The organism is Pseudomonas fluorescens (genome assembly GCF_018614655.1).
Lineage (GTDB): Bacteria > Pseudomonadota > Gammaproteobacteria > Pseudomonadales > Pseudomonadaceae > Aquipseudomonas > Aquipseudomonas fluorescens_BX.
Genome location: NZ_JAGGOG010000008.1, coordinates 1 through 26142 on the forward strand (window position 1 = coordinate 1; position 26142 = coordinate 26142).

Below are 26142 nucleotides of genomic sequence, written 5' to 3' on the forward strand. Positions count from 1 at the left end.
TTTTAACTCAGGACACTAGATCCGAAAGCATAGCCAACCTCTCCTTTTTTGAGACTGCCAATAGTTTTTTATAACGATTGTTATCAAGCTGACACACCTCGCTACCCCTGGAAAACGCCCTCACTTATCCAGCCTACTCGGCTACGTCCGGACCCGTTGGACCCTTTTTTCATAAGCGACAACAGTACTTATATAAGTTCTAATATCCCGGCTTTTTTCATGTACTACTGTTCTATCCGTAAACTTTTACAAGGATGCACCATGATTTCCTCCCTTCGCCTCTCCATCACCGGCCTCGCATTGACAGGCCTGTGCGTCCAGGCCAACGCCGCCAAACTTGAAGATATTGCGCCCTACCCCAAGGCTGACGCGGGGTTCGTACGCCAGGTCATCCATCTGCCCGCACAAGCCAACGAGGCGGACTTCAAGGTCGAAATCCTCGCCGGCAAGACCCTCGACGTAGACTGCAACCTGCAGCGTCTGGGCGGCATGCTGGAGGAAAAGAACCTCGAAGGCTGGGGCTATTCTTTCTATCGACTGGAAAAGGTCAGTGGCCCGATGAGCACGATGATGGGCTGCCCCGACGGCAAGACCCACAAGGACTTCGTGCCCGTGGTGGGTGATGGTTTTGTACTGCGTTACAACAGCAAACTGCCCATCGTTGTATATGTACCAAAAGATGTCGAAGTTCGTTATCGAGTCTGGTCCGCCTCGGCCACGGTCAATAACGCCGTCGCCGAATAAGTGGGCTTAAACGATTAATCCGGTATCACGCCCCTACTTGCGCCGCCACCCGCTCGGCGACATGACGCAAACTGTCAAAGTTGATATTGGCCCCGGAATTAATCGCCACCAGTGTCTGGCCCTGGATACCGGTCTGCGCCACATAACGGCGGATTCCGGCCACGGCCAGGGCACCTGAAGGCTCAGTGATGGAACGGGTGTCGTCGTAGATCAGTTTGATGGCGCTGCACAGTTGATCGTTGCTGACGGTGATCACCTCATCGACGTACTGCCGGCAGATTTCAAATCCATAAGCACCGATCTGCGCGACAGCCGTGCCATCGGCAAACGGATCGACGCAGGGCAACACCACGCGCTCGCCGGCTTGTAATGCAGCCAGCAGGCAACTGGAACCCTCAGGCTCAACACCGATGATGCGCACCTCGGGCCGCAGGTATTTGACGTAGGCAGCGATACCGGCGATCAGGCCACCACCCCCCACCGGCACGAAGATCGCATCCAACGGCCCCTGTTGCTGGCGCAACACCTCCATGCCCACGGTCCCCTGCCCGGCGATCACGTCCGGGTCATCGAACGGCGAGACAAAGGTGCAACCCGACGCCTCAGCCAATTGCAACGCATGGGCCAGGGCAAAGGGGAAGCTCGTACCGTGCAGGACCGCCTCGGCTCCCCGAGAGCGCACCCCCACCACTTTGAGCTCCGGGGTGCTGCAAGGCATGACAATGGTGGCCTTGATCCCCAGCTGTCGCGCCGCCAGCGCCACGCCTTGTGCATGATTGCCCGCCGAGGCCGTCACCACACCACGCGCCTTTTGCTCATCCGTGAGTTGGACCAGCTTGTTATAGGCCCCACGAATCTTGAAGGAAAACGTCGGCTGCAGGTCCTCACGTTTGAGCAGGACCTGGTTGCCGAGCAGCACCGAGAGCGCCGGTGCAACCTGCAACGGAGTACGTACCGCCAAATCATAGACCGGCGCGGCCAGGATCTTTTTCACGTAGCGCTCAAGCAATCCCCGGTCAGAGGTCTGGGTCACAGGGCGCGGCTGGCTCGTACTCATCGGTGTCTCCTGGCGTTTTTACAGAGCCCTGGAGACGGAAAAACAAAACCCGCCTCTAGGGCGGGTTTGGGTACAGCCGTGCGCTATCCCGCCAAATGAGGAATGGCGGTAATAATGTGTGGCTGGGAATGGAAGGCTTGAAAGGTCATGAATCAAAACTAACCGGGAGGGTTGGGACAAGTCAATGACCAAGCGTTGTGGGCCCAAAGACTTTACGAAGAACATATGAAACGCATACGATTCGTATATCAATCTACGCAGTGAAAGACATGGGCATCGTCAAGATCACCGACCAATTGCATGAACAAGTCCGTCTGGCCAGCGCCACCATGGACCGCTCCATCAACGCCCAGGCCGAATTCTGGATCAAGATCGGCCTGTTGGCGGAACTCAATCCCCACCTGGCCTACAACGACCTGATCAACAAGTTGTTGCTGGACAAACCCGACCTGATTCGAGGGCGCAGCTAATGATCAAGAGTGTCGAACAGATCGCGGTGATGCGTGAGTCGGGCCGCCTGCTGGCGAAGGTATTCACCATGCTCGACGGTTTTGTCCGCGCCGGCCAGTCCACACTGGAACTGGACAGCGCCGTAGAAGCCTTCATCCGCGGCGAGCTGCAAGCCCGTCCGGCCAGCTTGGGACAATACGACTACCCCTTCTGCATCAACACCTCGATCAACGAAGTGGTATGCCATGGCATGCCGGATGCGAAGGCGGTGCTCAAGGACGGCGACATCGTCAACATTGACATCACCCTCGAGAAAGGCGGTTTTATCGCCGACTCCAGCAAGATGTACATGATCGGCACCGTCGCACCCAAGGCCAAACGCCTGGTGGAAATGACCTTCGAAGCGATGTGGGCCGGGATCCGTCAGGTCCGACCGGGCGCGCGCCTGGGAGATATTGGTCATGCCATCCAGACCCATGCCCAGAACAACGGCTACAGCGTGGTCCGCGAATATTGCGGGCATGGCATCGGCAAGGAGATGCACGAGGAGCCGCAGATCCTGCACTTCGGTCGCCCCGGCACCGGCCTGACACTGCGCGAAGGCATGGTGTTTACCATCGAGCCGATGTTGAACCAGGGCAGCGCCAAGGTTCGCAGCTTGAACGATGGCTGGACGGTAGTGACGCGGGACAACAGTTTGTCGGCGCAATGGGAGCATACAGTGGCGGTGACAGCGGATGGTTTTGAAGTGCTGACCCTGCAACCCAGCGCCTAGGCGATACACATCAAATGTGGGAGCGGGCTTGCTCGCGAAGGCGGTGTGTCAGTCACCAACTGTATTAACTGGCTCACCGCTTTCGCGAGCAAGCCCGCTCCCACATTTGATGTGCATCTGGCTGGAAGCAGCATCTCAAACTGCCTTATCACCGCCTCCGGCCATCCGCTTGAGCCCCAGCACCATTCCCCCTGCACCCAGCCCCATCGCCATCAGAAATAACGGGTACGCCACCCACCACGGCGTACCCGCCGTCATCATGCTGAACTCGGACATCCCGCCAATGCTGGCAATCAGGTTCAGCGGCAAGAACACCACATTGATCAGCGTCAACTTGCGCAGCAGGTTGTTCATGCTGTTGTTCATCAAGTTGCCCCGGGCATCGATCAGCCCAGAGAATACGTTGGAATAGATCTCCGCCTGCTTGTAGCACTGGTTGTTCTCGATGATCAGGTCATCGATCAAGCCCAGGGTCTCCAAGCTGAAATGCTCCTTCTCGCCATGATTGCGCAACCGCGTCAGCACCGCGCCGTTGCTGTGCAGGGCGTTGATGTAATAGATCAGGCTCTCGCTGAGACTGAACATCTGCATCAAGTGGCGATTGCTCATCGAGGCGTTGAACTGCTGCTGCAACTCCCGGGCGACCAGCTTGATCACCTTGAGGTGGCCCAAGTAGTGATGGACGTTGTTGAGCAGCAGATCCAGCAGCACGTCCAGCGGCGAATGCAGCGGCCTGCGTGCGCCCAGCCCGGAAAGCTGGCTGTCCCCGGTGGCGATCACCAGCAGGCGATTTTGCGAGAACAACAAGCCGCAAGACGACACTTCAAACACCAGGTTGCTACCTCCCGAGTAGTTTTCCGGACGTTTCCAGATCAAAAACAGGTTGTCGGGATGGAACTCGATGCGCGACACCTCGTCCGGGTCCAGCGCCGAGGCCAGCGCGTGCTCATCGAGTTTGTAACGCTCGCGCAGCAGTTCGCGCTCAACCCCATCAGGGTTGCTGAACAGCAGGATCTCGGCGCTATCGTGCTCGGCGTGGTGTAACGCGCCCTCGCTTAACTCAAAGCGCTGAATCATGGTCAATCACCAGACCTGACCCTGACGTTTCAACTCCAGGCGTCGGACGAACTCCTCCAGTACCAGGGAATACAGGTCGTCCTGCAGGTAGGCGTCTTCGATCCCGGCATCCATATTCGGGTTGTCGTTGACCTCAATCACCACGACCTTGTCACCGGACTGCTTCAAATCCACTCCGTACAACCCGTCGCCGATCAGGTTGGCGGTTTTAACCGCCAGCTCCACCACTGCCTTCGGTGCCTCGTGAACCGCCAGGGTGCGGCATTCGCCGTTGATGTCCTGGCCGATAGCCTTGTGGTTGTAGATCTGCCAATGTCCTTTGGACATGAAGTACTGGCAGGCAAAGATCGGCTTGCGGTTGAGCACGCCGATGCGCCAGTCGTACTCGGTGTAGAAGAACTCCTGGGCCAGTAATAGCACCGAGTGTTCGAACAGTTCGGCGGTGGCCGTCAGCAGCGCTTGCTGGCTTTCCACCTTGATCACCCCACGGGAGAAACAACCGTCGGGGATTTTCAGCACCAGGGGGAAGCCCAGGCGCTCGCCGACTCGCTCAAAATCTTCCGGTCGTTCCTTGTAGAGGATCTCGGTGGCAGGCATGCCCAGTTGATGGCTTTTCAGCAGGTCGGTGAGGTAGACCTTGTTGGTGCAGCGCAGGATCGATGCGGGGTCATCCATCACCACCAGCCCTTCGCTCTCGGCTTTTTTCGCAAAGCGGTAAGTGTGGTTGTCGACACTGGTGGTCTCGCGGATCAGCAAGGCGTCGTATTCGGCCAGTCGGGCGTAGTCCTTGCGCTCAATCAGCTCGACATCGATGCCCAAGCCCTTCCCCACTCGCACGAAGTTTTCCAGGGCCTTGGCATTGGAAGGCGGTAACTGCTCCTGAGGATCATGAAGGATCGCCAGATCATAACGGGCCAGCCGCCGCGAACGCGGTTGCCGCCAGATCTTGCGGCTGAAGTTGTCCAGGGCATTGGCGAACTGATCTTCCTGATCGTCACGCAACTTATGCAGCACGCCGGACTTTATACCTTCAATGTGCCAGCCGTTGTTCTTGCGAAACTCAACTAACAGGATCGGGCACGGAAACGCTTCAAATAACTGCCGGGCCAAATCCTGCAACGGCTCAATGTTGGTTCGGCCAAAATAAAGTGTCAGGGTAAAGCCTTCAGTATTGCTGTAAAGGTGATGACTCAAGGCTTTATCGAGGGTTTTATCCAAGTCATCCAGGGCCAGGCCATACAGGGATTTTTTCGTCAGCTCACTGATGGTCCGAACTGACGGGATGACCTTGTGTCCCCGCGCCTCAGCCAGCAGCGAGCAGTAATACCCGTGCCCCAGGTACTTGTAGCTACGGCACAGGTTGATCACTTGCACCCGCTTGCCCGCCTCGTTCTCCCGGGGGTGTTCGAGGTATTCCTGGGCGGTGACAATGTCTTCGCTGGGAAAGTAGGACGCCCAGTCTTCCTTGCGTTCGACAATAATCACGACTTGACTTGCACTCTTCGGAGGTGTGGAAAAATAACCGCCGGAAGTTATTGTCGCCGCTACTGTTTGCTCGGATACTTCTCGCCAATGACTTTGTACCGCTGACATATTGATTGATCCGCTAGAGAACTTGACCTTTTCTATTAAGCACGGTCTTTCAGAGAAGTCCCGTTTCATTACGTAACTTTTACGGCGGTTATATGGTTCTTTCCTTTCGCGTTGCAACACTCGATGATTTGCCAGCATTGGTGACATTGGAACAGCATTGTTTCACCACTGACCGGCTCTCTCCCCGCAGTTTCCAGTGGATGATCAGCCGTGCACACGCGCAGCTGCTGGTGGCCGAAAACGATGGGCAATTGATCGGTTATGCCTTGGTGCTGTTCCACCGAGGCACGTCGTTGGCGCGGTTGTATTCCATTGCCATCGCCGCGCCTGCCCGCGGCATGGGATTGGGCAAACAGCTACTGACCCGTATCGAAGCCTGCGCCCTGGAACATGACTGCGCCTATCTGCGTCTTGAAGTGCGCACCGACAATCCTGGCGCTATTGCCCTGTATGAACGCAATGGCTACCGGCGCTTTGCGCTGATCAACGACTATTACGAAGACCACACCGACGCCCTGCGCCTGGAGAAGCGCATTCTTCAACACCATGACGCGCGGGCCTTGAGCGTGCCCTATTACCAGCAGACCACCGACTTCACCTGCGGCGCCGCCTGCCTGCTGATGGCCATGGGGGCCCTGGAACCAAACCGTGTGGCTCAGCGCCGCGAAGAGTTGCAGATCTGGCGCGAGGCAACCACCGTATTCATGACCGCCGGCCACGGGGGTTGCAGCCCTCAGGGACTGGCGCTGGCCGCATGGCGCCGGGGGTTTCGGGTGCGCATGCAGGTCAATGTTCGTGGGCCGTTGTTTCTCGATGGGGTACGCGACCAGCATAAAAAAGACGTGATGCGCCTGGTGCATGAGGCCTTTGAAGAGGAGTTGGCCGGCAGCGATGTTGAGCAGACGCTCGGCGGCCCGCTGGACCTGGTGCAGGTATTGAACGCTGGAGGTCAGCCGCTGGTGCTGATCAGCAGCTACCGATTGACGCGCTCCAAGTCACCGCATTGGGTGATCGTGACTGATTGCGATGAGGAGTTTGTCTACCTGCATGATCCAGACGTGGACCACAGCCAGCATCGCCAACCCATGGACTGCCAGCACCTGCCGGTCAGCCATGGGGAGTTCGAGCGAATGTGCCGGTTTGGCAATAACAAGCTTCGGGCTGCGGTGGTGGTGTATCCGCCGAAAACAACTCACCCGTAGCAGCTGTCGAGTGAAACGAGGCTGCGTACGGTACGCCTAGGTGAACCTGACACACCGAGGCGGCTGACTGACGGTTGCTGCGCAACCGAACGCAGCCTCGTTTCACTCGACAGCTGCTACGGGATCTTGTCCAGTGAGGTTCAAGACGGTATCTACGCGGTCAAAAGCCCAGTGCATATCAAGCCACTTGCTTGATCCCGGCCTTGGCCTCCAGCTCCCGAACCAGCGGCAGCACGCGCTTGCCGAAGTATTCCACTTCCTCCTGGAAATGCAGGAACCCCGCCAGTACCAGATCCACTCCCACCGTTTTCAGGGCGACGATACGCTCGGCGATCTGTTGCGGGGTACCAATCAAATTGGTCTTGAAGCCGTCGTTGTACTGCACCAAGTCTTCAAAGCTGGACTTGGCCCAGTTACCCTCGCCCTCCGGTGAGGCTTTGCCGGCCTGTTTGGCCGCGTCGCCAAAGGCGTTGACCGCTTCCGGGTCAGCCTTGTCGATGATTTCCGCCAGCACGGCGCGCGCTTCTTCTTCGGTGTCGCGAGCAATGACAAAGGCGTTCACCCCAACCTTCACCGAATGGTTGTTCGCCGCCGCCTTGGCACGGATGTCATCGACCTGGGCCTTGATGCCTTCCGGGGTATTGCCGTTGGTGAAGTACCAGTCCGAGACCCGTGCCGCCATGTCCCGTGCCGCCCGTGAACTGCCACCCTGGAAGATTTCGGGATGGGGTTCGCCCAGGGGCTTGGGCTTGAGGCTGTAGTTGTTGAAACGGTAGAAATCGCCCTTGAAGGTGAAGTCGTCCTGGGTCCAGACGCCCTTCAATACGCGGATAAACTCTTCGGAGCGACGATAGCGCTCATCATGCTCCAGCCAGTGTTCACCGATGGCATGGAACTCACCCTTGAACCAGCCGCTGACGATATTCACGGCGATACGGCCATTGGTCAGTTGATCGATGGTCGCCAATTGCTTGGCCGCCAACGCCGGTTGCCACGGCCCGGGCAGGATAGCGGCGATGACTTTCAGTTGGGTGGTGGCGGCCAATAGCGCATGGCTGAACGCTACGGACTCATGCTGATATTCAGCGCCATAGCCGGCGGTGAAGCGGATCTGAGTCAGGGCATATTCAAAACCGGCCTCTTCGGCCAGTTGCGCCAGTTTACGGTTGTAGTCGATGCCCCAACTGGTGCGCTGTTCGATCTTGCTCACCACCAGCCCGCCGCTGACGTTGGGTACCCAATAGGCAAATTTGACGGCTTGTTGGCTCATTGAACGATACCTCTGTACAGGGGATGTAGCGCTGATGGAGCAGCAAGCGTGCCAGTGAATCCCAAAGCCCCGTACCAAAGGGCTCCTGGAGGCGATCGAGGGTAAAAACGCCAGGTTGTTGGCTGTTGCGGATCCTCAAGGTTTGTTGGATCGGTGTTGGTGGAGCAACACTCGTCACAGGCTTTGCCCAGGAAACACTGGGGTTAGACCTCGGCACGGACCCTGCAATGGATTTGGCAATGCACTACCTTTCTGCCTGCCAAGGAGCTGTCACCATGACCGAGCATCATGTCATCAACCCGCTGTCCATCGGCGTCGACTACCAGACCCTGGCCGAGCGCTTTCGCCCCATCTTCCAACGCATCGCCTCTGGCACCGTGGAACGCGAGCAAACCCGCGCCCTGCCCTTCGAACCGATCCAGTGGCTCAAGGAAGCCGGTTTCGGCGCCGTACGGGTACCGGTGGAATACGGCGGCGGTGGCGCCTCCCTGCCCCAACTGTTTGAACTGCTGATCGAGTTGGCCGAGGCCGACTCCAATGTGCCCCAGGCTTTGCGTGGGCACTTCGCGTTCGCCGAGGACCGGTTGAATGCCACACCGGGGGCCGCGCGGGACCTGTGGTTCAAGCGTTTTGTCGACGGCGACATCGTTGGCTGCGCCTGGACTGAAATCGGCAAGGTTGCTATTGGCGATGTCATCACCAAGGTCAGCCCTGACGGTGACAAGTGGAAGCTCAACGGGGAAAAGTTCTACAGCACCGGTAGCCTCTTTTCCGATTGGATCGACGTTTATGCCCAGCGCAGCGACACAGGCGCCGACGTGATAGCCGCCACTCGCACCCGCCAGCCCGGGGTCGTGCAGAGCGATGACTGGGATGGTTTTGGCCAGCGCACCACCGGCAGCGGCACGTCGACGTTCATCGACGCGGTGGTGGAAGCCGACAACCTCATCGACTTTGCGACGCGGTTCAAATACCAGACGGCGTTTTACCAACTGGTGTTGCTGGCGACCTTGGCGGGTATCGGCCGTGCGGCCCTCAATGATGTGGCCCATCAAGTCCGCGTGCGTAAACGTATCTACAGCCACGGCAATGCCGCTCATGTGAGCCAGGATGCACAGATTCAACAGGTGGTGGGTGAAGTGGCAGCACTGGTGTACGCCGCCGAGGCCAGTGCGATAAAAGCCGCATTCCCCGCGCAACGCGCCTACCTGGCGCGGTTTGGCGGGGACGATGCCGTGGAGCGCGAAGCAAATGTGGTTGCTGAAATCGAGTCGGCCAAGGCGCAGGTAGTCGTGTCTGAACTGATCCAGCGGGCCACGAGCGAGCTGTTCAATGCGTTGGGCGCCTCGGATGTTCGCGAGGGCAAATCCCTTGATCGGCACTGGCGCAATGCGCGGACGGTGTCATCACATAATCCGGTGATCTACAAGGCACGAATTGTCGGCGATTGGGTGATCAACGGAACGGATCCGCTTTTTGTCTGGCAGATTGGTAATGGGCCATCCACGCGTTAAACATGTATAGCCGCTGGCGCAGCCTGCGATCGGCTGCGTAGCAGTCGCCATGACCTTGAAACCGCTGAAGGTCCTGCGGCCCTTATCACAGCCTCGTGCCTCGACAGCGGCAGAAAGCCAAGTCTTCGCGACTGTCGCCGCAGCATCAGGTTATGGGTAAGATATAGGCCTTTCGCGCAGCCCCTTTCTGCGCCCGCCGAATTAAGTCGATCCCATGCCCTTCGAACTCAGCGTTGACCTCACCACCCTGGCCATCCTGGCCTTTGTCGCGTTTATCGCCGGTTTCATCGATGCCATTGCCGGCGGTGGTGGTTTGCTGACCACCCCGGCCCTGCTCACCGCCGGCATGCCGCCGCATCTGGTGCTGGGCACCAATAAACTCAGCTCGACCTTCGGCTCGGCCACTGCCAGTTTTACCTTCTATCGGCGCAAGCTGTTTCATCCAAGGCAGTGGGTGCATGCGATAGTCGGCACCTTGATCGGCGCCCTCGCCGGCGCCATCGTCGCCCACTACCTGCCCGCCGAAACCCTGAACAAGATGTTACCGGTTATTGTCTTCGGCTGTGGCCTGTACCTGCTGTTCGGCGGTACGCCCAAGGCCGCCCTGGATAATGATGCGCCAATCAAGAAGAAATGGCAGTCGACCCAGGGCTTCGGCCTGGGTTTCTACGATGGCGTCGCCGGGCCTGGCACCGGTGCATTCTGGACCGTCAGCACGATGCTGCTGCACCCGATCGATCTGGTGAAGGCCAGCGGCGTGGCGCGCAGCATGAACTTCGTCAGCAACGCAGCGGCGCTGTCGGTGTTCATCTTCAACGGTTCGGTGGACTGGATTGTCGGCCTGAGCATGGGCTTTTCGGTGATGGTGGGCGCGTTCTTTGGCGCACGCAGCGCAATCAGCGGCGGCGCCAAATTCATTCGCCCGGTGTTTATCACCGTGGTCCTGGGACTGACCGTGCGACTAGCCTGGCAGCACTGGTTCAGCGCAGCCTGAACGACGGGCCAGGTAGAGATCGATCAGGTAGCGGGCAATCGAGCGTGACGCCGGCAACGGCGGCAGCTCATGGATGTTGAACCACTGCGCATCTTCGATCTCGTCGGCTTGAGGTACGATGTCGCCACCGGCGTATTCGGCGTGAAAGCCCAGCATCATCGAGTGCGGGAACGGCCAGCATTGGCTGCCCATGTACTGGATGTTTTTCACCTCAAGTTGCACTTCCTCACGCACCTCCCGAATCAGGCATTCTTCGGCCGACTCTCCCGGCTCGGCAAACCCGGCCAGGGTGCTGTAGACCCCGGTGACGAAGCGCGGCGAACGGGCCAGTAGAATCTCGTCACCACGGGTCACCAACACAATCATGCTCGGAGAAATTCGCGGGTAACTGCGCAGGTCACATGCCTGGCAGAACATCGCCCGCTCCCGCGGTACCTGGACCATGGCCTGGCCGCAACTGCCACAAAATCGGTGCTCGCGGGCCCAGGTACCTATTTGCGCGGCGTAACCCAGGACTTTGTACAGCGTGTGATCGCCCTGCAGCATGAAGCCCCGCAATCCCTGCCAACTGCAGCCCGGTATGTCGCCAGCCGAATTGAGTTCCAGCAGGTAGACAGGCTCGCCGTCCAGGTAGCCGATGCCATGTTCGGCGAACACCGAAATATCCTGGCGCTTGAGCCATTCCCGGGGGAACAGCGGCCCGTTGTCGTCCCGTAAAAAACCGTCGCGGCTACGGGCCACGGCCCAGCCACCAGGGGTTTCATTGTCCAGCAACGTCGTGGTAATCCATCCAGGGGTCATGTTCAGTCAATCCACAAATTCGGGTTTCTGCTTGCTCATATGGGCCGCGATGGCCACGCGCAGGTCATTGGATTGCAGCATAGCTGCGTTCCAGGTGGCAACGTATTCCAGACCGTCATTGATCGTGTGGTCACGCATGTAGCTGATCATGGCTTTGGTGCCAGTCACGGCAATCGGTGATTTTGCGGCAATATCCCGGGCGATTTCCATCACACCGGCCAGCAGGCTTTCCTGATCGCTGTAGACGCGATTTACCAAACCGATACTGCGCGCCTCTTCTGCATCGAATTGACGACCCGTGTAGGCCAGCTCGCGCAGCATACCGTCGCCGATGATCCGTGGCAGACGCTGCAAGGTTCCCACGTCGGCGGCCATGCCGATGTCGATCTCCTTGATAGAGAACTTCGCATCACTGGCAGCGTAACGCATGTCGCAGGCACTGATCAGGTCGATAGCCCCACCGATGCAATAGCCCTGGATGGCCGCCAATACCGGCTTGCGGCAATTGTCGACGGCGTTGAACGAGGCTTGCAGTTGCAGGATCTTGCGGCGCAGCAGGCGGGCGTTACGCCCGACATCCTTGCCGAACTCGTTGGCCACCGAGGCCAGCATCATCAGGTCGATGCCGGAAGAGAAATGCTTGCCGGCACCGCTGAGCACCACCGCGCGCACGGCGTCGGTGTCTTCAATCCATTGGAAAATGTCGATGATCTCGGTCCAGAACGCGGCGTTCATGGCGTTGATCTTTTCCGGACGGTTGATCTGCACATGGGCGACGTTGCCTGTGAGTTCGACGACAAAGGCTTGGTATTCGGACATGGCAGTGATCCCTGACTGGCGGCTGATAAGGGCCGAACTATAACAAGGCTGCGTGATGCGGGGTAAGGCTGCGCATGTGCCAAAAACAGGACTTGTGGCCACGCCCCCTGTAGCCGACCGCTGAAGGTCCTTCGGCCCTTATCGCAGCCTCGTGCCTCGGCAGCGGCTACAGGGATGTGTCGATCACTTGTAGCCGCTGGCGCAGCCTGCGATCGGCTACGCAGCAGTCGCCAGGATCTTGAAACTGCCGAAGGTCCTTTGGCCCTTATCGCATCGGCTACAACTGAGTCGGTAGCCACAAGCGAAACCGCGCCCCACCCAACGGTGACGCCTGGGCCGTCAACGTCCCACCCTGCGCTTCCAGCGCCCGTCGACTGATCGCCAGCCCCAAACCAAACCCACCGGTAGCCCGGTCACGGCTGCGGTCCAGGCGATAGAACGGTTCAAAAATCCGCTCACGCTGATCCGTCGGGATACCGATCCCGTCGTCATCCACCCAAATCTCGCAACCTTTGGGACACACCTTGACCCCCACCTGAATCCGTCGCTCGCAATAACGCATGGCATTGCGCAGCAGGTTTTGCAGGGCACGGGCAGTAAGCCGCGGGTCGAGGGTAAAGCGCTCCACAGAGCAATCCAGCGCCACATCGATAACGATCTCGGGGTTTTCCAGTTCATCGTCGACGCTGCCCAGGATGCTGTCGATAAACTCATCCAGCACTACTTCCACCTGTTCGGGCAGTTGCGCCGGGTTTTGCAGGCGGCTGTAGGAGAGTAATTCCAGTACCAGTTCATCCAGCTCACGAATATGCGCCACAAGGCCCTGCAGGCGTTCACGGCTCGGCGCCGGCAGGTCATCGGAGAGCGCGAGAGCCAGGCCGAAGTCCAGCCGGGTCAATGGCGTACGCAATTCGTGGGAGACGGCATTGAGCAGGTCGCGCTGCTGGTTGAGCAGGTGTTCGATGTCGTTGGCCATAGTGTCGAACACCACCGCCAGGCTGCCGATATTGGAACTGGAACGAATATGTGTACGCGCCTCCAGATTGCCCTGCCCCAACTGGGACGCCGTACTCTTGAGGCGATCCAGATCGCGCCAGTGGCGCCGCAGCCAGTACAACAGGCCCGCCAACAACGCCGCACCGATCAGCACGTTCATGCTCCAGTACAGCAGGTTCATGTCCAGCGGATCCGGCGGTACCGACAGTTTGACCACCAGTTGATCGTCCAGGGGAGAACTGATGTCATCCATCCATCCCCATTCCCCCAGGCGAATTACCGGTTGGCCCAGCTCCAGCAGACGATGTTCCTGCGGGGTGTAGCTGGCGTCCTGGATACGCAGCAACTGGATTTTCAACGGCGCGAAATCTGCCGCGAGCCGCACCGTGACATTCGCCCACTGTTCCACCGGCACCCGACGGTACTCGTTGACGATCAGGCTCTGCGTACCTCGGGATTGTTCGATGTTGTAGTTCATGTAACGGTGTTCAAAGACCTGGATCACCACCTTCGGAATCAGGTAAATCGCCGCACTGTAGGTGACGATGGTAATCAGGTAGAGACGAATCAGAACTCTGAACATGAATCAGCATTCCCACTCGGAACGGCTGAACAGGTAGCCCTTGCCCCACACCGTCTTGATCTTGCGCGCTTCACCAGCGTGATCGTCAAACTTGCGCCGCAGCTTGGAGATCGCCACGTCCACCGAACGGTCGGTGCCGTTGAACTCGATACCCCGCAAGCGTTGCAGGATCTGGTCGCGGCTGAGCACTTCACCGGCATGCCGGGCCAGGACCACCAGCAAGTTATATTCACCACTGGACAACTCCACCGGCTGATCACGCCAGGTCACCGAACGCTCCGACAAGTCGATGCACAGGTTACCCATGAGGATCTGGTCGTTGGCCACCTGGGGTTCGGTGAGGCTACTGCGACGCAACAGGGTTCGCACGCGGGCCAACAATACCCGTGGCTCGCAGGGTTTGGTCACGTAGTCGTCGGCGCCCATTTCCAGTCCCAGTACCTGGTCGTGACTGTCATCGCGGGCGGTGAGCATCAGGATCGGCAGGCTCGCCGAATCGGCACGCAGCAGCCGACAGACCTGCAAGCCGTCGAGTCCCGGCAGCATCAGGTCGAGAATCACCAGGTCCGGTGGGCTGAGCCGGGCCCGTTCGCGCACGTGGTCGCCACGGCTCAGCACGTTGACATGATAGCCATTGCGTTCCAGGTAGCTGGCAATCAGCTCGGAGAGTGCAGCGTCGTCTTCCACCAGGAGGATGTTGGGCATGGTGTTTCCAAATAATACAGTTCTTTGGTAGTACGCACATCCAGTGTGGGAGCGGGCTTGCTCGCGAATGCGCAGTGTCAGTCACCGGGTGTGTTGACTGATCCACCGCATTCGCGAGCAAGCCCGCTCCCACATTGGACCTTCATTGAGTTGAAGATCTTGTTAGGATCCGCAGCCATGAAGGATATACGCCCTCGCGCCCAAGCGCGCTGGCACCTTACATTTCTTCACACACCCCCTACACAGCTTCACAGCACTGTGACGAAGGGGACGCGTAGGATGCGCCAGTCAATATTGGGATATAAGCATGTCGAAGAATCTGTTTGCGCCATTTTGCCTGTTAGCCCTGGCACTGGCACTGAGCGCTTGTGACAACTCTTCCAGCGGCACCCCCGAAATGCCGCTGGCCAAAGTACGCATCGAAACCCTCGAAGCCAAGCCCCTGTCCATCAGCAACGAGCTGAGCGGACGGATCGCGGCGCCGCGCATCGCCGAAGTGCGTGCCCGAGTGGCCGGTGTGGTGCTGCAACGGGTGTTCAAGGAAGGCCATGACGTCAAACAGGGCGACGTGCTGTTTCGTATCGACCCGGCCCCCTTCAAGGCCGACCTGGACAGCGCTCAGGCCAGCCTGCGCAAGGCCGAAGCCAATGCGTTCCAGGCCCGCTTGCAGGAACAACGCTACAGCCAGTTGGTAGAAGGCAACGCCATCAGCGCCCAAGAGTATGACAACGCCCGTGCCGCCGCCCGACAAACCGCCGCAGAAGTCGCCGCCAATCAGGCCGTCGTGCAACGGGCCAAGCTGAGCCTGGGCTACGCCACGGTCACCGCGCCGATTTCCGGCCGCATCGGCCGAGCCTTGGTCACCGAAGGCGCGCTGGTAGGCGAGAACGAAGCCACTCCGCTGGCGGTCATCCAGCAACTGGACCCGATCCACGCCGACCTGACCCAGTCCACCCGCGAGCTCAATGACTTGCGCCGGGCCTTTCGCGCCGGGAACTTGAAGCAGGTCGGCCAGGACCAGGCCAAAGCCACGCTGATCCAGGATGACGGCAGCCTCTACCCCTTGCCCGGCAAGTTGCTGTTCGCCGAAATCAGCGTTGACCCGGGCACCGGTCAGATCATCCTGCGCAGCGAGTTCCCCAACCCGGACCTCGACCTGTTGCCCGGCAGTTTCATCCGCGTACGCCTGGAACAGGCCGTCGACCAGCAAGGCATCAGCGTGCCGCAACGGTCGATCACCCGTGACAGCGCCGGCATTCCCATGGTGTTGCTACTGGACGCCGAGCAAATGGTCAGCCTGCAACCCGTTGAGCTGGGATCGGTGATCAATGATCGCTGGGTCGTCACCAGCGGCCTCAAGGCCGGTGATCGTATTGTCGTGGAAGGCCTGCAACACGCGCGTCCTGGCGAGAAAGTCCAGGTCGACGACAGCCCCGAGCCAGTCGCCCAGGCGCTTGGTCAGTAAAGAAAAGGGATAGCAAATAATGCCGCAGTTCTTTATTGATCGCCCGATCTTCGCCTGGGTGGTCGCCTTGTTTATTCTGTTGGCTGGCGCCCTCGCCATCCCGCAGCTTCCAGTGGCGCAGTACCCCAACGTGGCACCGCCCAAAGTGGAGATCTACGCGGTGTACCCGGGTGCCTCGGCACAAACCCTGGACGAAAGCGTGGTCAGCCTGATCGAGCAAGAGCTCAACGGCGCCGACCACCTGCTGTATTTCGAATCCCAGAGCAGCCTTGGTTCAGCCACCATCACCGCGACCTTCCAGCCGGGCACCAACCCGGAAATGGCCCAGGTCGACGTGCAAAACCGCCTCAAGGCCGTTGAGCCACGCTTGCCGCAAGCGGTGACTCAGCAAGGTTTGCAGGTGGAAAAAGTCTCCGCCGGTTTCCTGCTGCTGATCACCCTGACCTCCAGCGACGGCAAACTCGACGACGTAGCGCTCAGCGATTACCTGGCGCGCAACGTGATGAACGAGATCAAGCGTCTGGACGGCGTCGGCAAGGCGCAGTTGTATGGTGCCGAGCGGGCGATGCGGATTTGGATCGACCCGCAGAAGCTGATCGGTTTCAACCTGACACCCGCGGACGTGAACGCCGCGATTGCTGCGCAGAACGCCCAGGTTTCAGCCGGCAGCATTGGTGACTTGCCAGGCACCTCGACTCAGGAAATCACTGCGTCGATCCTGGTCAAAGGCCAACTGTCGACGCCTGCGGAGTTTGCCGACATTGTGCTCAAGGCCAATCCGGACGGTTCTACCGTTCGCGTCGGTGATGTGGCGCGGGTGGAAATCGGCAGCCAGGAATACCAGTTCTCCACGCGACTGAATGGCAAACCGTCCACCGCCGTCAGCGTGCAGCTGTCGCCGGGGGCCAACGCCCTGAACACCGCGACCCTGGTGCGAGCGAAGATGGACGAGCTGGCCCGCTACTTCCCGGCCAACGTCGAATACAAGATCCCGTACGACACCTCACCGTTCGTCAAGGTCTCGATCACCAAGGTGGTGTACACCCTGGGTGAAGCGATGTTGCTGGTGTTTGCGGTGATGTTCCTGTTCCTGCAGAACATCCGCTACACCCTGATCCCGACCCTGGTGGTGCCCGTGGCCTTGATGGGCACCTTTGCTACCATGCTGTTGCTGGGCTTCTCGATCAACGTGTTGACCATGTTCGGCATGGTGCTGGCCATCGGGATCCTGGTGGACGACGCCATCGTGGTGGTGGAAAACGTCGAGCGGATCATGGCCACCGAGGGTTTGTCGCCCAAGGAGGCAACACGCAAGGCCATGGGCCAGATAACGGGTGCGATCGTCGGCATTACCCTGGTGCTGGTGGCGGTGTTCCTGCCGATGGCATTCATGCCAGGTTCGGTGGGTGTGATCTATCAGCAATTCTCGCTGTCGATGGCCACCTCGATCCTGTTCTCGGCCTTCCTGGCCCTGACCTTGACCCCGGCATTGTGCGCCACCTTGCTCAAGCCGATCGCCAAGGGTGAGCACCATGAAAAGACTGGGTTCTTCGGCTGGTTCAACCGACGCTTTGAACAGCTGACCAACCGCTACGAAGGTTGGGTGGCCTATGCCATCAAGCGCAGCGGGCGTTACCTGCTGATTTACCTGGTGCTGCTGGTGGGCCTGGGTGTGCTGTTCAGCCGACTGCCCTCCTCGTTCCTGCCGGTGGAAGACCAGGGCTACACCATCACTGACATCCAGCTGCCACCGGGCGCCAGCAAGAACCGCACGGTGCAGGTGGCCGAGCAGATCGAGGCACATAACGCCACTGAGCCGGGCGTGGGCGACACCACGATGATCATGGGTTTCAGTTTCTCCGGTTCCGGACAGAACGCGGCACTGGCGTTTACCACGCTCAAGGATTGGTCGCAGCGCAGCAGCGAAGATTCGGCTGCCGCCATCGCGGATCGGGCAACCGAAGCCTTTACCGAGCTCAAGGATGCGATTGCCTATGCAATCCTGCCGCCGCCGGTGGATGGCCTGGGTACCTCCAGTGGTTTCGAGTTCCGCTTGCAGGACCGTGGTGGTGTGGGCCATGCCGCGTTAATGGCGGCCCGTACCGAACTGCTGGCCGCTGCGGAGAAAAGCCCGGTCCTGGCCAACGTACGTGAAAGCGCCCTGGCCGAAGCACCTCAGGTGCAGCTTGAGGTTGACCGCAAGCAAGCCAACGCCCTGGGCATCTCCTTTGCCGATATCGGCAATGTGCTGTCTTCAGCGATTGGTTCGGCTTATATCAACGACTTCCCCAACCAGGGCCGCATGCAGCGGGTGGTGGTACAAGCCGAAGGTGATCAACGCAGCCAGGTGGCGGACCTGATGAAGATCCATGTGCGTAACAACGCCGGCAAGATGGTCCCATTGTCAGCCTTCGTGGAAGCCCGTTGGGTCCAGGGCCCGGCGCAGTTGACCCGCTACAACGGCTACCCGGCCATCGCCATTTCCGGCGAAGCGGCCCCCGGCCACAGTACCGGTGAGGCCATGGAGGAAATCCAGCGCCTGGTCACGCAATTGCCGGCCGGCCTGGGCCAGGAATGGACCGGTTTGTCGTTGCAGGAACGCTTGTCCGGCGCTCAGGCACCGCTGCTGTTGGTGCTGTCGTTGCTGATTGTGTTCTTGTGCCTGGCAGCGTTGTATGAAAGCTGGTCGATCCCGACCTCGGTGTTGTTGGTGGTGCCGCTGGGGGTACTCGGTGCGGTACTGGCCGTGACCCTGCGCGGGATGCCCAACGACGTATTCTTCAAGGTCGGCCTGATTACCATCATCGGTTTGTCGGCGAAAAACGCGATTTTGATCATCGAGTTCGCCAAGGACCTGTACGACCAGGGCGAAGACCTGTTCGAGGCCACCTTGAAGGCTGCGCGCCTGCGTCTGCGGCCGATCATCATGACGTCCCTGGCGTTCATCCTCGGCGTGGTGCCATTGGCCATTGCCACTGGTGCCAGCTCGGCGAGCCAGCAAGCCATCGGCACCGGGGTGATCGGTGGGATGATTACCGCGACCCTGGCGGTAGTGTTTGTACCGGTGTTCTTTGTGGTAGTGATGAAACTGGTGCGCAAGCGCCATAAAGAGGGCTGAACAAAGGATCGAGGTGGGCTAAGGTAATGCAAACCCTGGCCCATCGAGTTCCCATGTACTTTCTTGCCCGCACCCACCCTCGCCTCTCCACCGCCGCCGTCCTGGGACTGGCGGTGGGCATCCTGGCTCCGGCCGACACGGTCATCAGTAAAATTCTCTTTGGCTGGAATGCCGGTGTCTGGACCTATCTGGTGCTGATGCTATGGCTGACGATCCGGGCCAAGGCAGACGATGTGAAGCGTATTGCAGAGGTCGAGGATGAGAACGCCGGCCTGGTGTTATTCATGGTCTGTATTGCGGCCATCGCGAGCCTGGCGACCATTACGTTTGAGTTGATAGGCACCAAGGACCTTGGCACCGCCGAGCGCTTGTTGCACTACGGTTTTACCGGGTTGACCGTGATCGGTTCCTGGTTGCTGATCGGGATGATCTTCAGCGTGCACTACGCGCGGCTGTATTACACCTGGGAGGGCAAGGAGCCAGCGCTGCGCTTTGCCGAAGGGTTGCTGACCCCCAACTACTGGGACTTCCTGTATTTCTCCTTCACCATTGGCGTTGCGGTGCAAACGTCCGACGTAGGGGTCGCGACTCGCAGCCTGCGCAAGATAGTCCTGGCGCAGTCGCTGATTGGCTTTCTGTTCAATACGGCAATTCTGGGGTTTTCGATCAACATAGCGGCCGGATTGTTCGGTTGAGGCAGCACAAGGCACAAAAAAAGGAAGCCAAAGCTTAATGCCAGTCAGTTAAGAAGTAGAAGGGGGTAAAAAGTAACCTGTGGCGAGGGAGCTTGCTCCCGTTGGACTGCGCAGCAGTCCCATTTTTGGGGCCGCTTCGCGACCCAACGGGAGCAAGCTCCCTCGCCACAGGTACAGTGTTCGCCCTTAACTGACAGGCATTAAGCTTTGGCTTCCTTTTTTCTTAACTAAGTACCTTAGAAGTCGTAACGAACACCGACGTTGACACCCCATGGCTGATCGATCTTTTTACCTCGACTGTGCTCGAAATCAGCATGCAGCTTAAGGTTTTTCGACATTGATACCGCCACACCGGCAGCCACTTCGATCCGCGACCCGAACACATCATTATTGAAGGTCTGGTCGTTGATATTGACCTTGTTACTATGATTGAACTCATGGGCCAACGCGGTACGCAGGTACGGTTGCAATACCCCACCACTGTCCAGCTGAATGTTTTTACCTGTTGTCACACCCACCTTGCCGACCACCGAAGCGGAACGGTCGCCCTTGGCGTTCAACCCATTGTCCAGCTCATAGCTTTGGGCCTGGGTAATGGTCGCCGACAGTTGGGAGTACGGTTCGACAAAGTAGCCGTCATCCAGCTTGATATGCCGACCCACTTCCGCCGATGCACCGACTGCGTTCTGCGTGTAGTTACCCTTGGCACGCTTGCCATCACTCATGGTGACGTTGACGTCGTTGTGCAAGCGGTTGAGCTTGGCGACACCGTCGAAGTACAGGCCACTTTCGTCGTCCAGCCAGGTGGCATAGGCGCCGAGGTAGTAGCTCTTGACCTCGCCCTTGCTGCCACGGGTCAGGCTCAAGTCCGAGGTACTGTGACCGGCCATGACACCGGCCAGCCACTGGCCGTCACCGCCGGACAATGGCGTATCGGCACCGATGGTGAAGCCTTTCTGGATCTGCGAGTAACCGGCACCGTTCTTGTTGCCGGCCACCTCGAACTTGTTGCCATAGCTGCGCATCCACAAGCCGTTGCTCTGGCCATCGCTGAAGCGCAACTCACCCATGCGCGTACGCAGGATGCTCATCTCGCCATACAGTACGGTCGGTGCGCTGTTGAACAAGGCCAGTACCGACTGGGCGCTGGTGCTGGTGCCGCGACGGGTAGGGTCGAGGAACCAGTCAGTGCCTTCTTGCTTCAAACCGTAGGAATAGGCTCCAACATCGACCGTATCGCCCAGCAGGGTGAACTTGCCGTCCCCCCCTTCGGTGTGTACTACATGAACGGGTTGGGCATTCGACAGCTCTGACCCGGTGGCAGCCAGCAACAAGCTGTGATTGCCCTCGGCCTTGCCTTCGACGTTCAGGAAGTCGGTCTGGCCGTTGGAAAAGTCGGTGTGCATGACGTAGGTGCCATTACCGTCCAGACTCTTGACGTCCAGTTGATAGAACTCATCCGGCCCACCGAAATGCACAGTGCCGCCGCCCATCTTCAGGTCACCCACAGCGCTGTTGCCTACCAGTACCCAATGGGACTCCTCATTGACACTCAACTCGGCCACGTTTTTCAGCTGGCCGGTGAGCCAGGAGCCGTTGTTGAGTTGCAACTTGGCGGTGCTGCCTTCCTCGACAACCACGTCGCCCACCAGGAAGCTGCGGTCCACATGCATGTTGGCGGTGGAGTCATTTTTGACTTCCAGGATATTGCCGTTGCCACCGGTCAAGGTGGAACCGTTGCGCACCTCGATATGTGCATCAGCCGCTACACCGGCTTTGCTGCTCTCTACTAGAATGGCTGCGCCGGTTTTTCCTTCGACGTGGGTGCCATCAAGTACCAGACTGTTGGGCGCATCATCGCTGCGGTCCATGTCCATGCGCACGCCATTCTGGCCTCCGATAATCAGGCTATTACGCGCGTTTGCCTGCCCGAACAAATACAGCCCGGCACTGTTGTCGGCCGTACCTTCGAGGTGGGAGCCGGCCAGGTCAAGGGTGCTATTACCGCTGACACTGGCTCCGCGGGTGGTGCCTTTGATGACGCTGTTGAACACCGAGGCGGCCGCCCCTTCTCCCCCCCCCCCAGGACGGGAGACTACCAGGCCGATACCGCTGGTATGGATCAAGGTGCTGTTGTTGATCAGCGCAGTACCGCCACTCATGAAAAGGGCTGCCGGCTGGCCCTGGCGCGCCACCACTTCTGCGCCATTGAGTTGCACATTCGAATGGAATGCAGTGATGTCCTCAGTCTTGCTGCCTGGCATAACAATCAAAGTCGCCGACTGGGCACGGATGTTCTTGGTGGTCGCACCTTCGACCGTCAGGCCGGAACCTGCGCGCAGCTCGAAGCTGTCGGGAGCAGGGCCAGGTCGAACCGTTTCGTCGGGCTTGGTGACTACACGTGCTTCGGCAACACCCGCCATCAGGACGAATAAAGAAATGGCATTTGTCTTCAAGGCAATGCTTAAAGGGTTCAATTTAAAATTGAAGATTGACGGCATTCTACAAACCTCTGGTTTTGGCATTCCTTGATGGAAGAATTTGGCCGGTTCCGAAGAGAGTGGGACCCTGCCAATCAAGCGGCGCCAAAGTTACCCAGAGTGGTTACCTATTTATGTAGGATTAATCTTAAGAAGGCATCCTCCCCATCCTTCAACCCTGTGGCCTGGTAAAGGACACGTTCGGATGTAGTCGGAGAGGAACAACGCTCCTCTCCGGCCATTAGATCGCACCGCCTACGGAGCCGGTGGTACAGGCGTGTTATCACAGTAGGTGGGAGTCGCCCCCACTTTAATCGCCCGCGATAGATGCAGGGCGTCAGATGACGTCAGCGGGCCGTCAATCGTCTGAATGGTGTAGTTGATCCTTGCCGAGCCCATGAGTCGGGTACCTTGATCGGGTTGAATCAACTTCATGATCGTGGAGAAAGGTCCCAGGTCCACTTCAAACCCCAGCGCAATATCGGTCGGCGTCAGTGGTTGGGAATCCGTGAAACCCGACGCCGCCGTTACTTCAACCGTACCGGTGTTATCGCTAAAGCCTCGCCAGCTGACCCGCACCACCATGAAACGCTCAAACAGATCCGAAGGGGGGATAAACACACGGATATTCCCATCCGTGTTCAAGGGCCTGATTGTATTGCAGTTGATAATGCCGGGAGCACCGCCGCCCATCTCCAGGTTACGTACCTGGGGTTGATCAAGGGCCTTGACGTTGGCGAGTACGTCTACCGGCGTGATGACCGACTCCTGCCTGTTCGGACTGCCCGTAGCACTGATGGTGTAGTACACCTGTTTGAGTGGCGGAGCATTACCGTGTTTGCTGATCAGGGTCCATGAAATACTGGATGGCACCACTTGGCCGGCCATACCCGAGGTAATGGGAATTGTGGCCGCCAGATCGCCCTCGTAATAGATTCGAATAGTGAAATCTTCGGCATCCGGTGTGGGCGCCTCGCTCCATAACGTGATGTACACCCTGGCAGGCCGGTTAGCGTGCTCCGGCAACAGCTCGTTGTCTGCGCCTTCAGTCCCGCCTGCATCCACCCCCTTGATCAACGCAGGCAGCAAATCGGTGTTCACCAAGTCGGGTGGGTTGGTAGGCGTCGGCCCGACGACATGCAGATTGAGGTCGATAATCGTCGCCGGTGCCGGTGGGTAGGTGACGGTTCGACGCTTGATGACGTAAGTGACGGTAAGCGACAGGTTGCCCACTGTCGCGCCGTAAAGCTCTTCCAGGGTGAAGAAAGGAATTGGAACCTGGACCGGAAAGCTGTTACTCCCCAGAGGAAAGTTAGGCACTGTTCTGGAGCCGAGGCTGGTGCTCAAGGTGACGTCAAAATAATCCCCGTCATTGCCTCGCTGAAAGTTGGTATAGGCCGGTATGCCCACCAACATGCCACTGTCCAAGGAGGCATCAACACGGTCAAACAGATTGTCACCGGGAAACGCCCTGTTGATCAGAGGCTGTCTCACGTCCGCCGGCCTGGGCATCAGCGCCACATCGAGCTGGAGGGAAGAAGACAACCGGCTGATATTTCCTGCCGCGTCCACCAGTTCATACCTGAGCGTGATAAATCCGTCCGGCCCAGCCTCCACCACCCCCTTGGGCAATGGAAAGTTCAAGGCGTCCGTGACAGGCCAATCCACCACGTAAGGCGTATCGGAACCGTTGTAATAGGCCCTCAACGTATCGCCCGGCGCTCGGCCAAAAGCGACGTAATCCGCGAAGGTAAAAAGCAACCGGTCATCGGGTGGTGCCGGAAAGTCGGCCGCCTCAATCGGAGGGGTCAGTCCTGCCGGCGGCATGGGGGCCGGAGGGTTATTCGGGGATGCGGAGTACGGCGCATCGGTATCGACGATCAAGCGCATCGGATCCGACTCACTCAGATTCGGGATACGGACGATAAAGACGTCATACCTGATGTCCCAGTGGCCCGGCGGCCGCCGGCCCCGCGCGATGTTCGTCGTCGCATAGGCTTCAGGCAGCGTGGCGTCGAAAGAAAACTGAAAGCTAATGAATGGGCTACCGTACTCGGAATCATCCACAGGTTTTATATAAACCCTTACAGTGTCCGGGTTTGATGGATCAGTACTGTAGTCCTCCCAACGCGGTATGCGTAATTCCAGATTTTCGGCCAAGGCTTGTTCTCGATAAATCAACCCAGGAAAACCCGGCACAAAATCAACTTCCCCAGGTGGCAACTCTGCCAGCCTCACCGAACCTGGGTTTTTAGCCGCGTTCAACTTCGCGAAATAGTCTCTCGTTTTTTTGTTCATTATGCCTCTCCCACCAGTTATAGGTCTTTCCAGTGCAATAACACCGGGTTTCCCGAGCACGTAAATACACAACAAGTACAACCAGCACCCTGCAGATCTCGCTCTATATAAGAACTTAATATCGCTGTTAAATACCGGGGTTATTTGCGGCCTGCCAGCGTGGGCACACCCTCATTCGAGCAGGAAATAATATCGCCCGCCTGGCAAAACCCTCCGGTGGGATAAGCAAAGTCAACGCGGATTCGCCTCGTGGTGGATTGCCCAATCAATGCGGTGCCACGCCACACCTCATACCATGCCTGGGCTGTACTTTGGTGGCGCAATGAGAACACTTTCGGATCATAAGGAGCCACAATAAACATCAAGCCGTTCCCTAGTTCCTCCAGGGTAAAAAATGACTGACGCTCATTGAACTTGCTTTCATCAACAACCGGATCGGCCCATCCATTATTGTTGTAGCCATGCCAAAAAAACCGAACTTCATCATTGAGTTGAAAACGTGGATCAGGCGCTACCTGCCAACTGACGCCATAGAAAACTTCAGGTTGTGAGCAACATGAAAGAAATGTCCCCGTGCCTCCTACCAGCGTATGTTGAATAATGGGGGGCGGAAAACTGATAAGCACGCCGGTATTAACGGAGACCGGTGTATCTTCTGACTGCTGTTCGTTAATACCATTACTGGTGGTGTAGTAAACCGGTAACTGAGGATTAATAATGCCGTCCATGATTGCCCATGGAATGACAGTGGAAAAAACCAGTTGCCCCTCGACATCGCCAAACTGAACGGTATAGGTCGCTACCGGACCGATACCATTCCAGAAAAACCTCAGTATTTGACCTGGCCGCGGGTCTTCATACAGCAACACGCGTGCACGGGCTCCAACGTCCTTGTCCCGGTGATCAACCAGGTTGGGAGTATCGGAAACCAAACCGCGAACTTCAGCCAACACCAAATTCGGGTTGACCAAGGCTGGCGCGTCCGCGTGGTCCTGCCCTGCAACCGTGAAGTCCACGTTGATACGGCGGGAAAACGAGGGGAATGTCGCGCTGCCCCGAATGATCTCGTAGCGCACACGAATTTCTTCCGCCACCAGGACCGGTAGAGGTCCGCGCATGATCAACCAGGGAACTGGAACTTCAGTTTCTACCCCATCCAACACCGAAACATCAGCCACCGCACGGTCGTCCCAGTAGACCCTGACCGCATCACCGGGTGCCCAGTTGGTGTAGGGATCAATTAATACATAGACCGTCGCGCGGGCATCGTCCCGCTTGATCAAGCTGTCATCATAGGCTGGCGGTTTGATACGCGGCGGGGGCAGCGGAACCCCAGGCGTGGCGATCAAATTCAATACAAACGGCAAACCAGCGCTGCGTGTGCTGAAGTTTCCCGCCTCATCAAACACTTGGAAAAAGATGTAAGCCGGACCGTTGTTCAGGCGGCGAAAAGCATCAGCCGGTAACTCGACGACCAACGGGTCGCTAGTGTCCTGAGCGGTTAAT

Annotated in this window: 19 protein-coding genes and 1 pseudogene; 9 read left to right on the forward strand and 11 right to left on the reverse strand. The window is 58.4% G+C overall.

Features of this window, described 5'->3' with window-relative positions:
* Nucleotides 1-261 precede the first annotated feature (261 nt).
* On the forward strand, nucleotides 262-744 hold the full coding sequence (eco, locus tag J7E41_RS09945; protein ID WP_214992245.1) for a serine protease inhibitor ecotin: 483 nt from the start codon (nucleotides 262-264) through the stop codon (nucleotides 742-744).
* A gap of 49 nt (nucleotides 745-793) precedes the next feature.
* Here eco and ilvA read toward each other — a convergent pair.
* Nucleotides 794-1801, reverse strand: a pseudogene (ilvA, locus tag J7E41_RS09950) (threonine ammonia-lyase, biosynthetic); the annotation flags it as partial.
* A gap of 269 nt (nucleotides 1802-2070) precedes the next feature.
* Between ilvA and J7E41_RS09955 the strand changes: the two are divergent.
* Together J7E41_RS09955 and map are read left to right on the forward strand one after the other, a co-directional pair.
* Complete coding sequence (locus J7E41_RS09955; protein WP_155582755.1) at nucleotides 2071-2271, forward strand: ParD-like family protein; 201 nt, start codon at nucleotides 2071-2073, stop codon at nucleotides 2269-2271.
* On the forward strand, nucleotides 2271-3026 hold the full coding sequence (map, locus tag J7E41_RS09960; protein WP_214992249.1) for a type I methionyl aminopeptidase: 756 nt from the start codon (nucleotides 2271-2273) through the stop codon (nucleotides 3024-3026). Before J7E41_RS09955 ends, map begins: the two co-directional genes overlap by 1 nt.
* A gap of 135 nt (nucleotides 3027-3161) precedes the next feature.
* Here the strand turns inward: map and J7E41_RS09965 are convergent, their stop codons facing one another.
* Complete coding sequence (locus J7E41_RS09965) at nucleotides 3162-4103, reverse strand: magnesium transporter CorA family protein (protein WP_214992250.1); 942 nt, start codon at nucleotides 4101-4103, stop codon at nucleotides 3162-3164.
* Nucleotides 4104-4109: 6 nt separating this feature from the next.
* Entirely contained in the window at nucleotides 4110-5696 is a 1587-nt protein-coding gene (locus tag J7E41_RS09970; RefSeq protein WP_251029432.1) for a RimK family protein, read from the reverse strand.
* Nucleotides 5697-5788: 92 nt separating this feature from the next.
* On the opposite strand from J7E41_RS09970, the gene rimI reads away from it, so the two are divergent.
* Nucleotides 5789-6898, forward strand: a complete 1110-nt coding sequence (rimI, locus tag J7E41_RS09975) for a ribosomal protein S18-alanine N-acetyltransferase (protein WP_214992252.1) — start codon at nucleotides 5789-5791, stop codon at nucleotides 6896-6898.
* 178 nt (nucleotides 6899-7076) lie between these two features.
* Here rimI and sfnG read toward each other — a convergent pair whose 3' ends face one another.
* Nucleotides 7077-8168: a dimethylsulfone monooxygenase SfnG gene (gene sfnG / locus J7E41_RS09980; RefSeq protein ID WP_214992254.1), complete on the reverse strand. Its 1092-nt coding sequence runs from the start codon at nucleotides 8166-8168 to the stop codon at nucleotides 7077-7079.
* 275 nt (nucleotides 8169-8443) lie between these two features.
* On the opposite strand from sfnG, the gene J7E41_RS09985 reads away from it, so the two are divergent.
* Nucleotides 8444-9682: an acyl-CoA dehydrogenase family protein gene (locus J7E41_RS09985; RefSeq protein ID WP_214992255.1), complete on the forward strand. Its 1239-nt coding sequence runs from the start codon at nucleotides 8444-8446 to the stop codon at nucleotides 9680-9682.
* 214 nt (nucleotides 9683-9896) lie between these two features.
* A complete protein-coding gene (locus tag J7E41_RS09990) occupies nucleotides 9897-10676 on the forward strand; it encodes a TSUP family transporter (protein WP_214992257.1) in 780 nt (259 codons plus the stop codon).
* Here J7E41_RS09990 and nudC read toward each other — a convergent pair.
* The 4 genes from nudC to J7E41_RS10010 form a co-directional block, all read right to left on the reverse strand.
* Nucleotides 10644-11477: an NAD(+) diphosphatase gene (nudC, locus tag J7E41_RS09995; RefSeq protein ID WP_214992259.1), complete on the reverse strand. Its 834-nt coding sequence runs from the start codon at nucleotides 11475-11477 to the stop codon at nucleotides 10644-10646. The two genes, J7E41_RS09990 and nudC, sit on opposite strands and share 33 nt — an antisense overlap.
* A 6-nt stretch (nucleotides 11478-11483) precedes the next feature.
* Entirely contained in the window at nucleotides 11484-12296 is an 813-nt protein-coding gene (locus J7E41_RS10000) for a crotonase/enoyl-CoA hydratase family protein (protein WP_214992262.1), read from the reverse strand.
* A 277-nt stretch (nucleotides 12297-12573) separates the two neighbouring features.
* Nucleotides 12574-13875: an ATP-binding protein gene (locus J7E41_RS10005; RefSeq protein ID WP_214992264.1), complete on the reverse strand. Its 1302-nt coding sequence runs from the start codon at nucleotides 13873-13875 to the stop codon at nucleotides 12574-12576.
* 3 nt (nucleotides 13876-13878) lie between these two features.
* A complete protein-coding gene (locus tag J7E41_RS10010; protein WP_214992266.1) occupies nucleotides 13879-14580 on the reverse strand; it encodes a response regulator transcription factor in 702 nt (233 codons plus the stop codon).
* A 307-nt stretch (nucleotides 14581-14887) separates the two neighbouring features.
* On the opposite strand from J7E41_RS10010, the gene J7E41_RS10015 reads away from it, so the two are divergent.
* From J7E41_RS10015 to J7E41_RS10025, 3 genes are read left to right on the forward strand one after another with little or no spacing between them, the layout of a single operon-like run.
* Complete coding sequence (locus tag J7E41_RS10015) at nucleotides 14888-16045, forward strand: efflux RND transporter periplasmic adaptor subunit (RefSeq protein WP_214992268.1); 1158 nt, start codon at nucleotides 14888-14890, stop codon at nucleotides 16043-16045.
* Between the two features lie 19 nt (nucleotides 16046-16064).
* A complete protein-coding gene (locus J7E41_RS10020) occupies nucleotides 16065-19163 on the forward strand; it encodes an efflux RND transporter permease subunit (RefSeq protein WP_214992270.1) in 3099 nt (1032 codons plus the stop codon).
* Between the two features lie 53 nt (nucleotides 19164-19216).
* The gene (locus J7E41_RS10025; protein ID WP_214992272.1) at nucleotides 19217-19858 is read left to right on the forward strand and encodes a DUF1345 domain-containing protein; all 642 of its coding nucleotides are present in this window, start codon (nucleotides 19217-19219) and stop codon (nucleotides 19856-19858) included.
* A gap of 236 nt (nucleotides 19859-20094) precedes the next feature.
* On the opposite strand, the gene J7E41_RS10030 is transcribed toward J7E41_RS10025, so the two are convergent.
* The 3 genes from J7E41_RS10030 to J7E41_RS10040 form a co-directional block, all read right to left on the reverse strand.
* Nucleotides 20095-22359, reverse strand: coding sequence for an autotransporter outer membrane beta-barrel domain-containing protein (locus tag J7E41_RS10030; protein WP_214992274.1), 2265 nt, complete (start codon nucleotides 22357-22359; stop codon nucleotides 20095-20097).
* A 234-nt stretch (nucleotides 22360-22593) separates the two neighbouring features.
* Complete coding sequence (locus J7E41_RS10035; RefSeq protein WP_214992277.1) at nucleotides 22594-24636, reverse strand: hypothetical protein; 2043 nt, start codon at nucleotides 24634-24636, stop codon at nucleotides 22594-22596.
* A 140-nt stretch (nucleotides 24637-24776) separates the two neighbouring features.
* Nucleotides 24777-26142 (reverse strand): hypothetical protein (locus J7E41_RS10040; RefSeq protein WP_214992280.1); only part of this gene is annotated, 1366 nt, incomplete at its 5' end.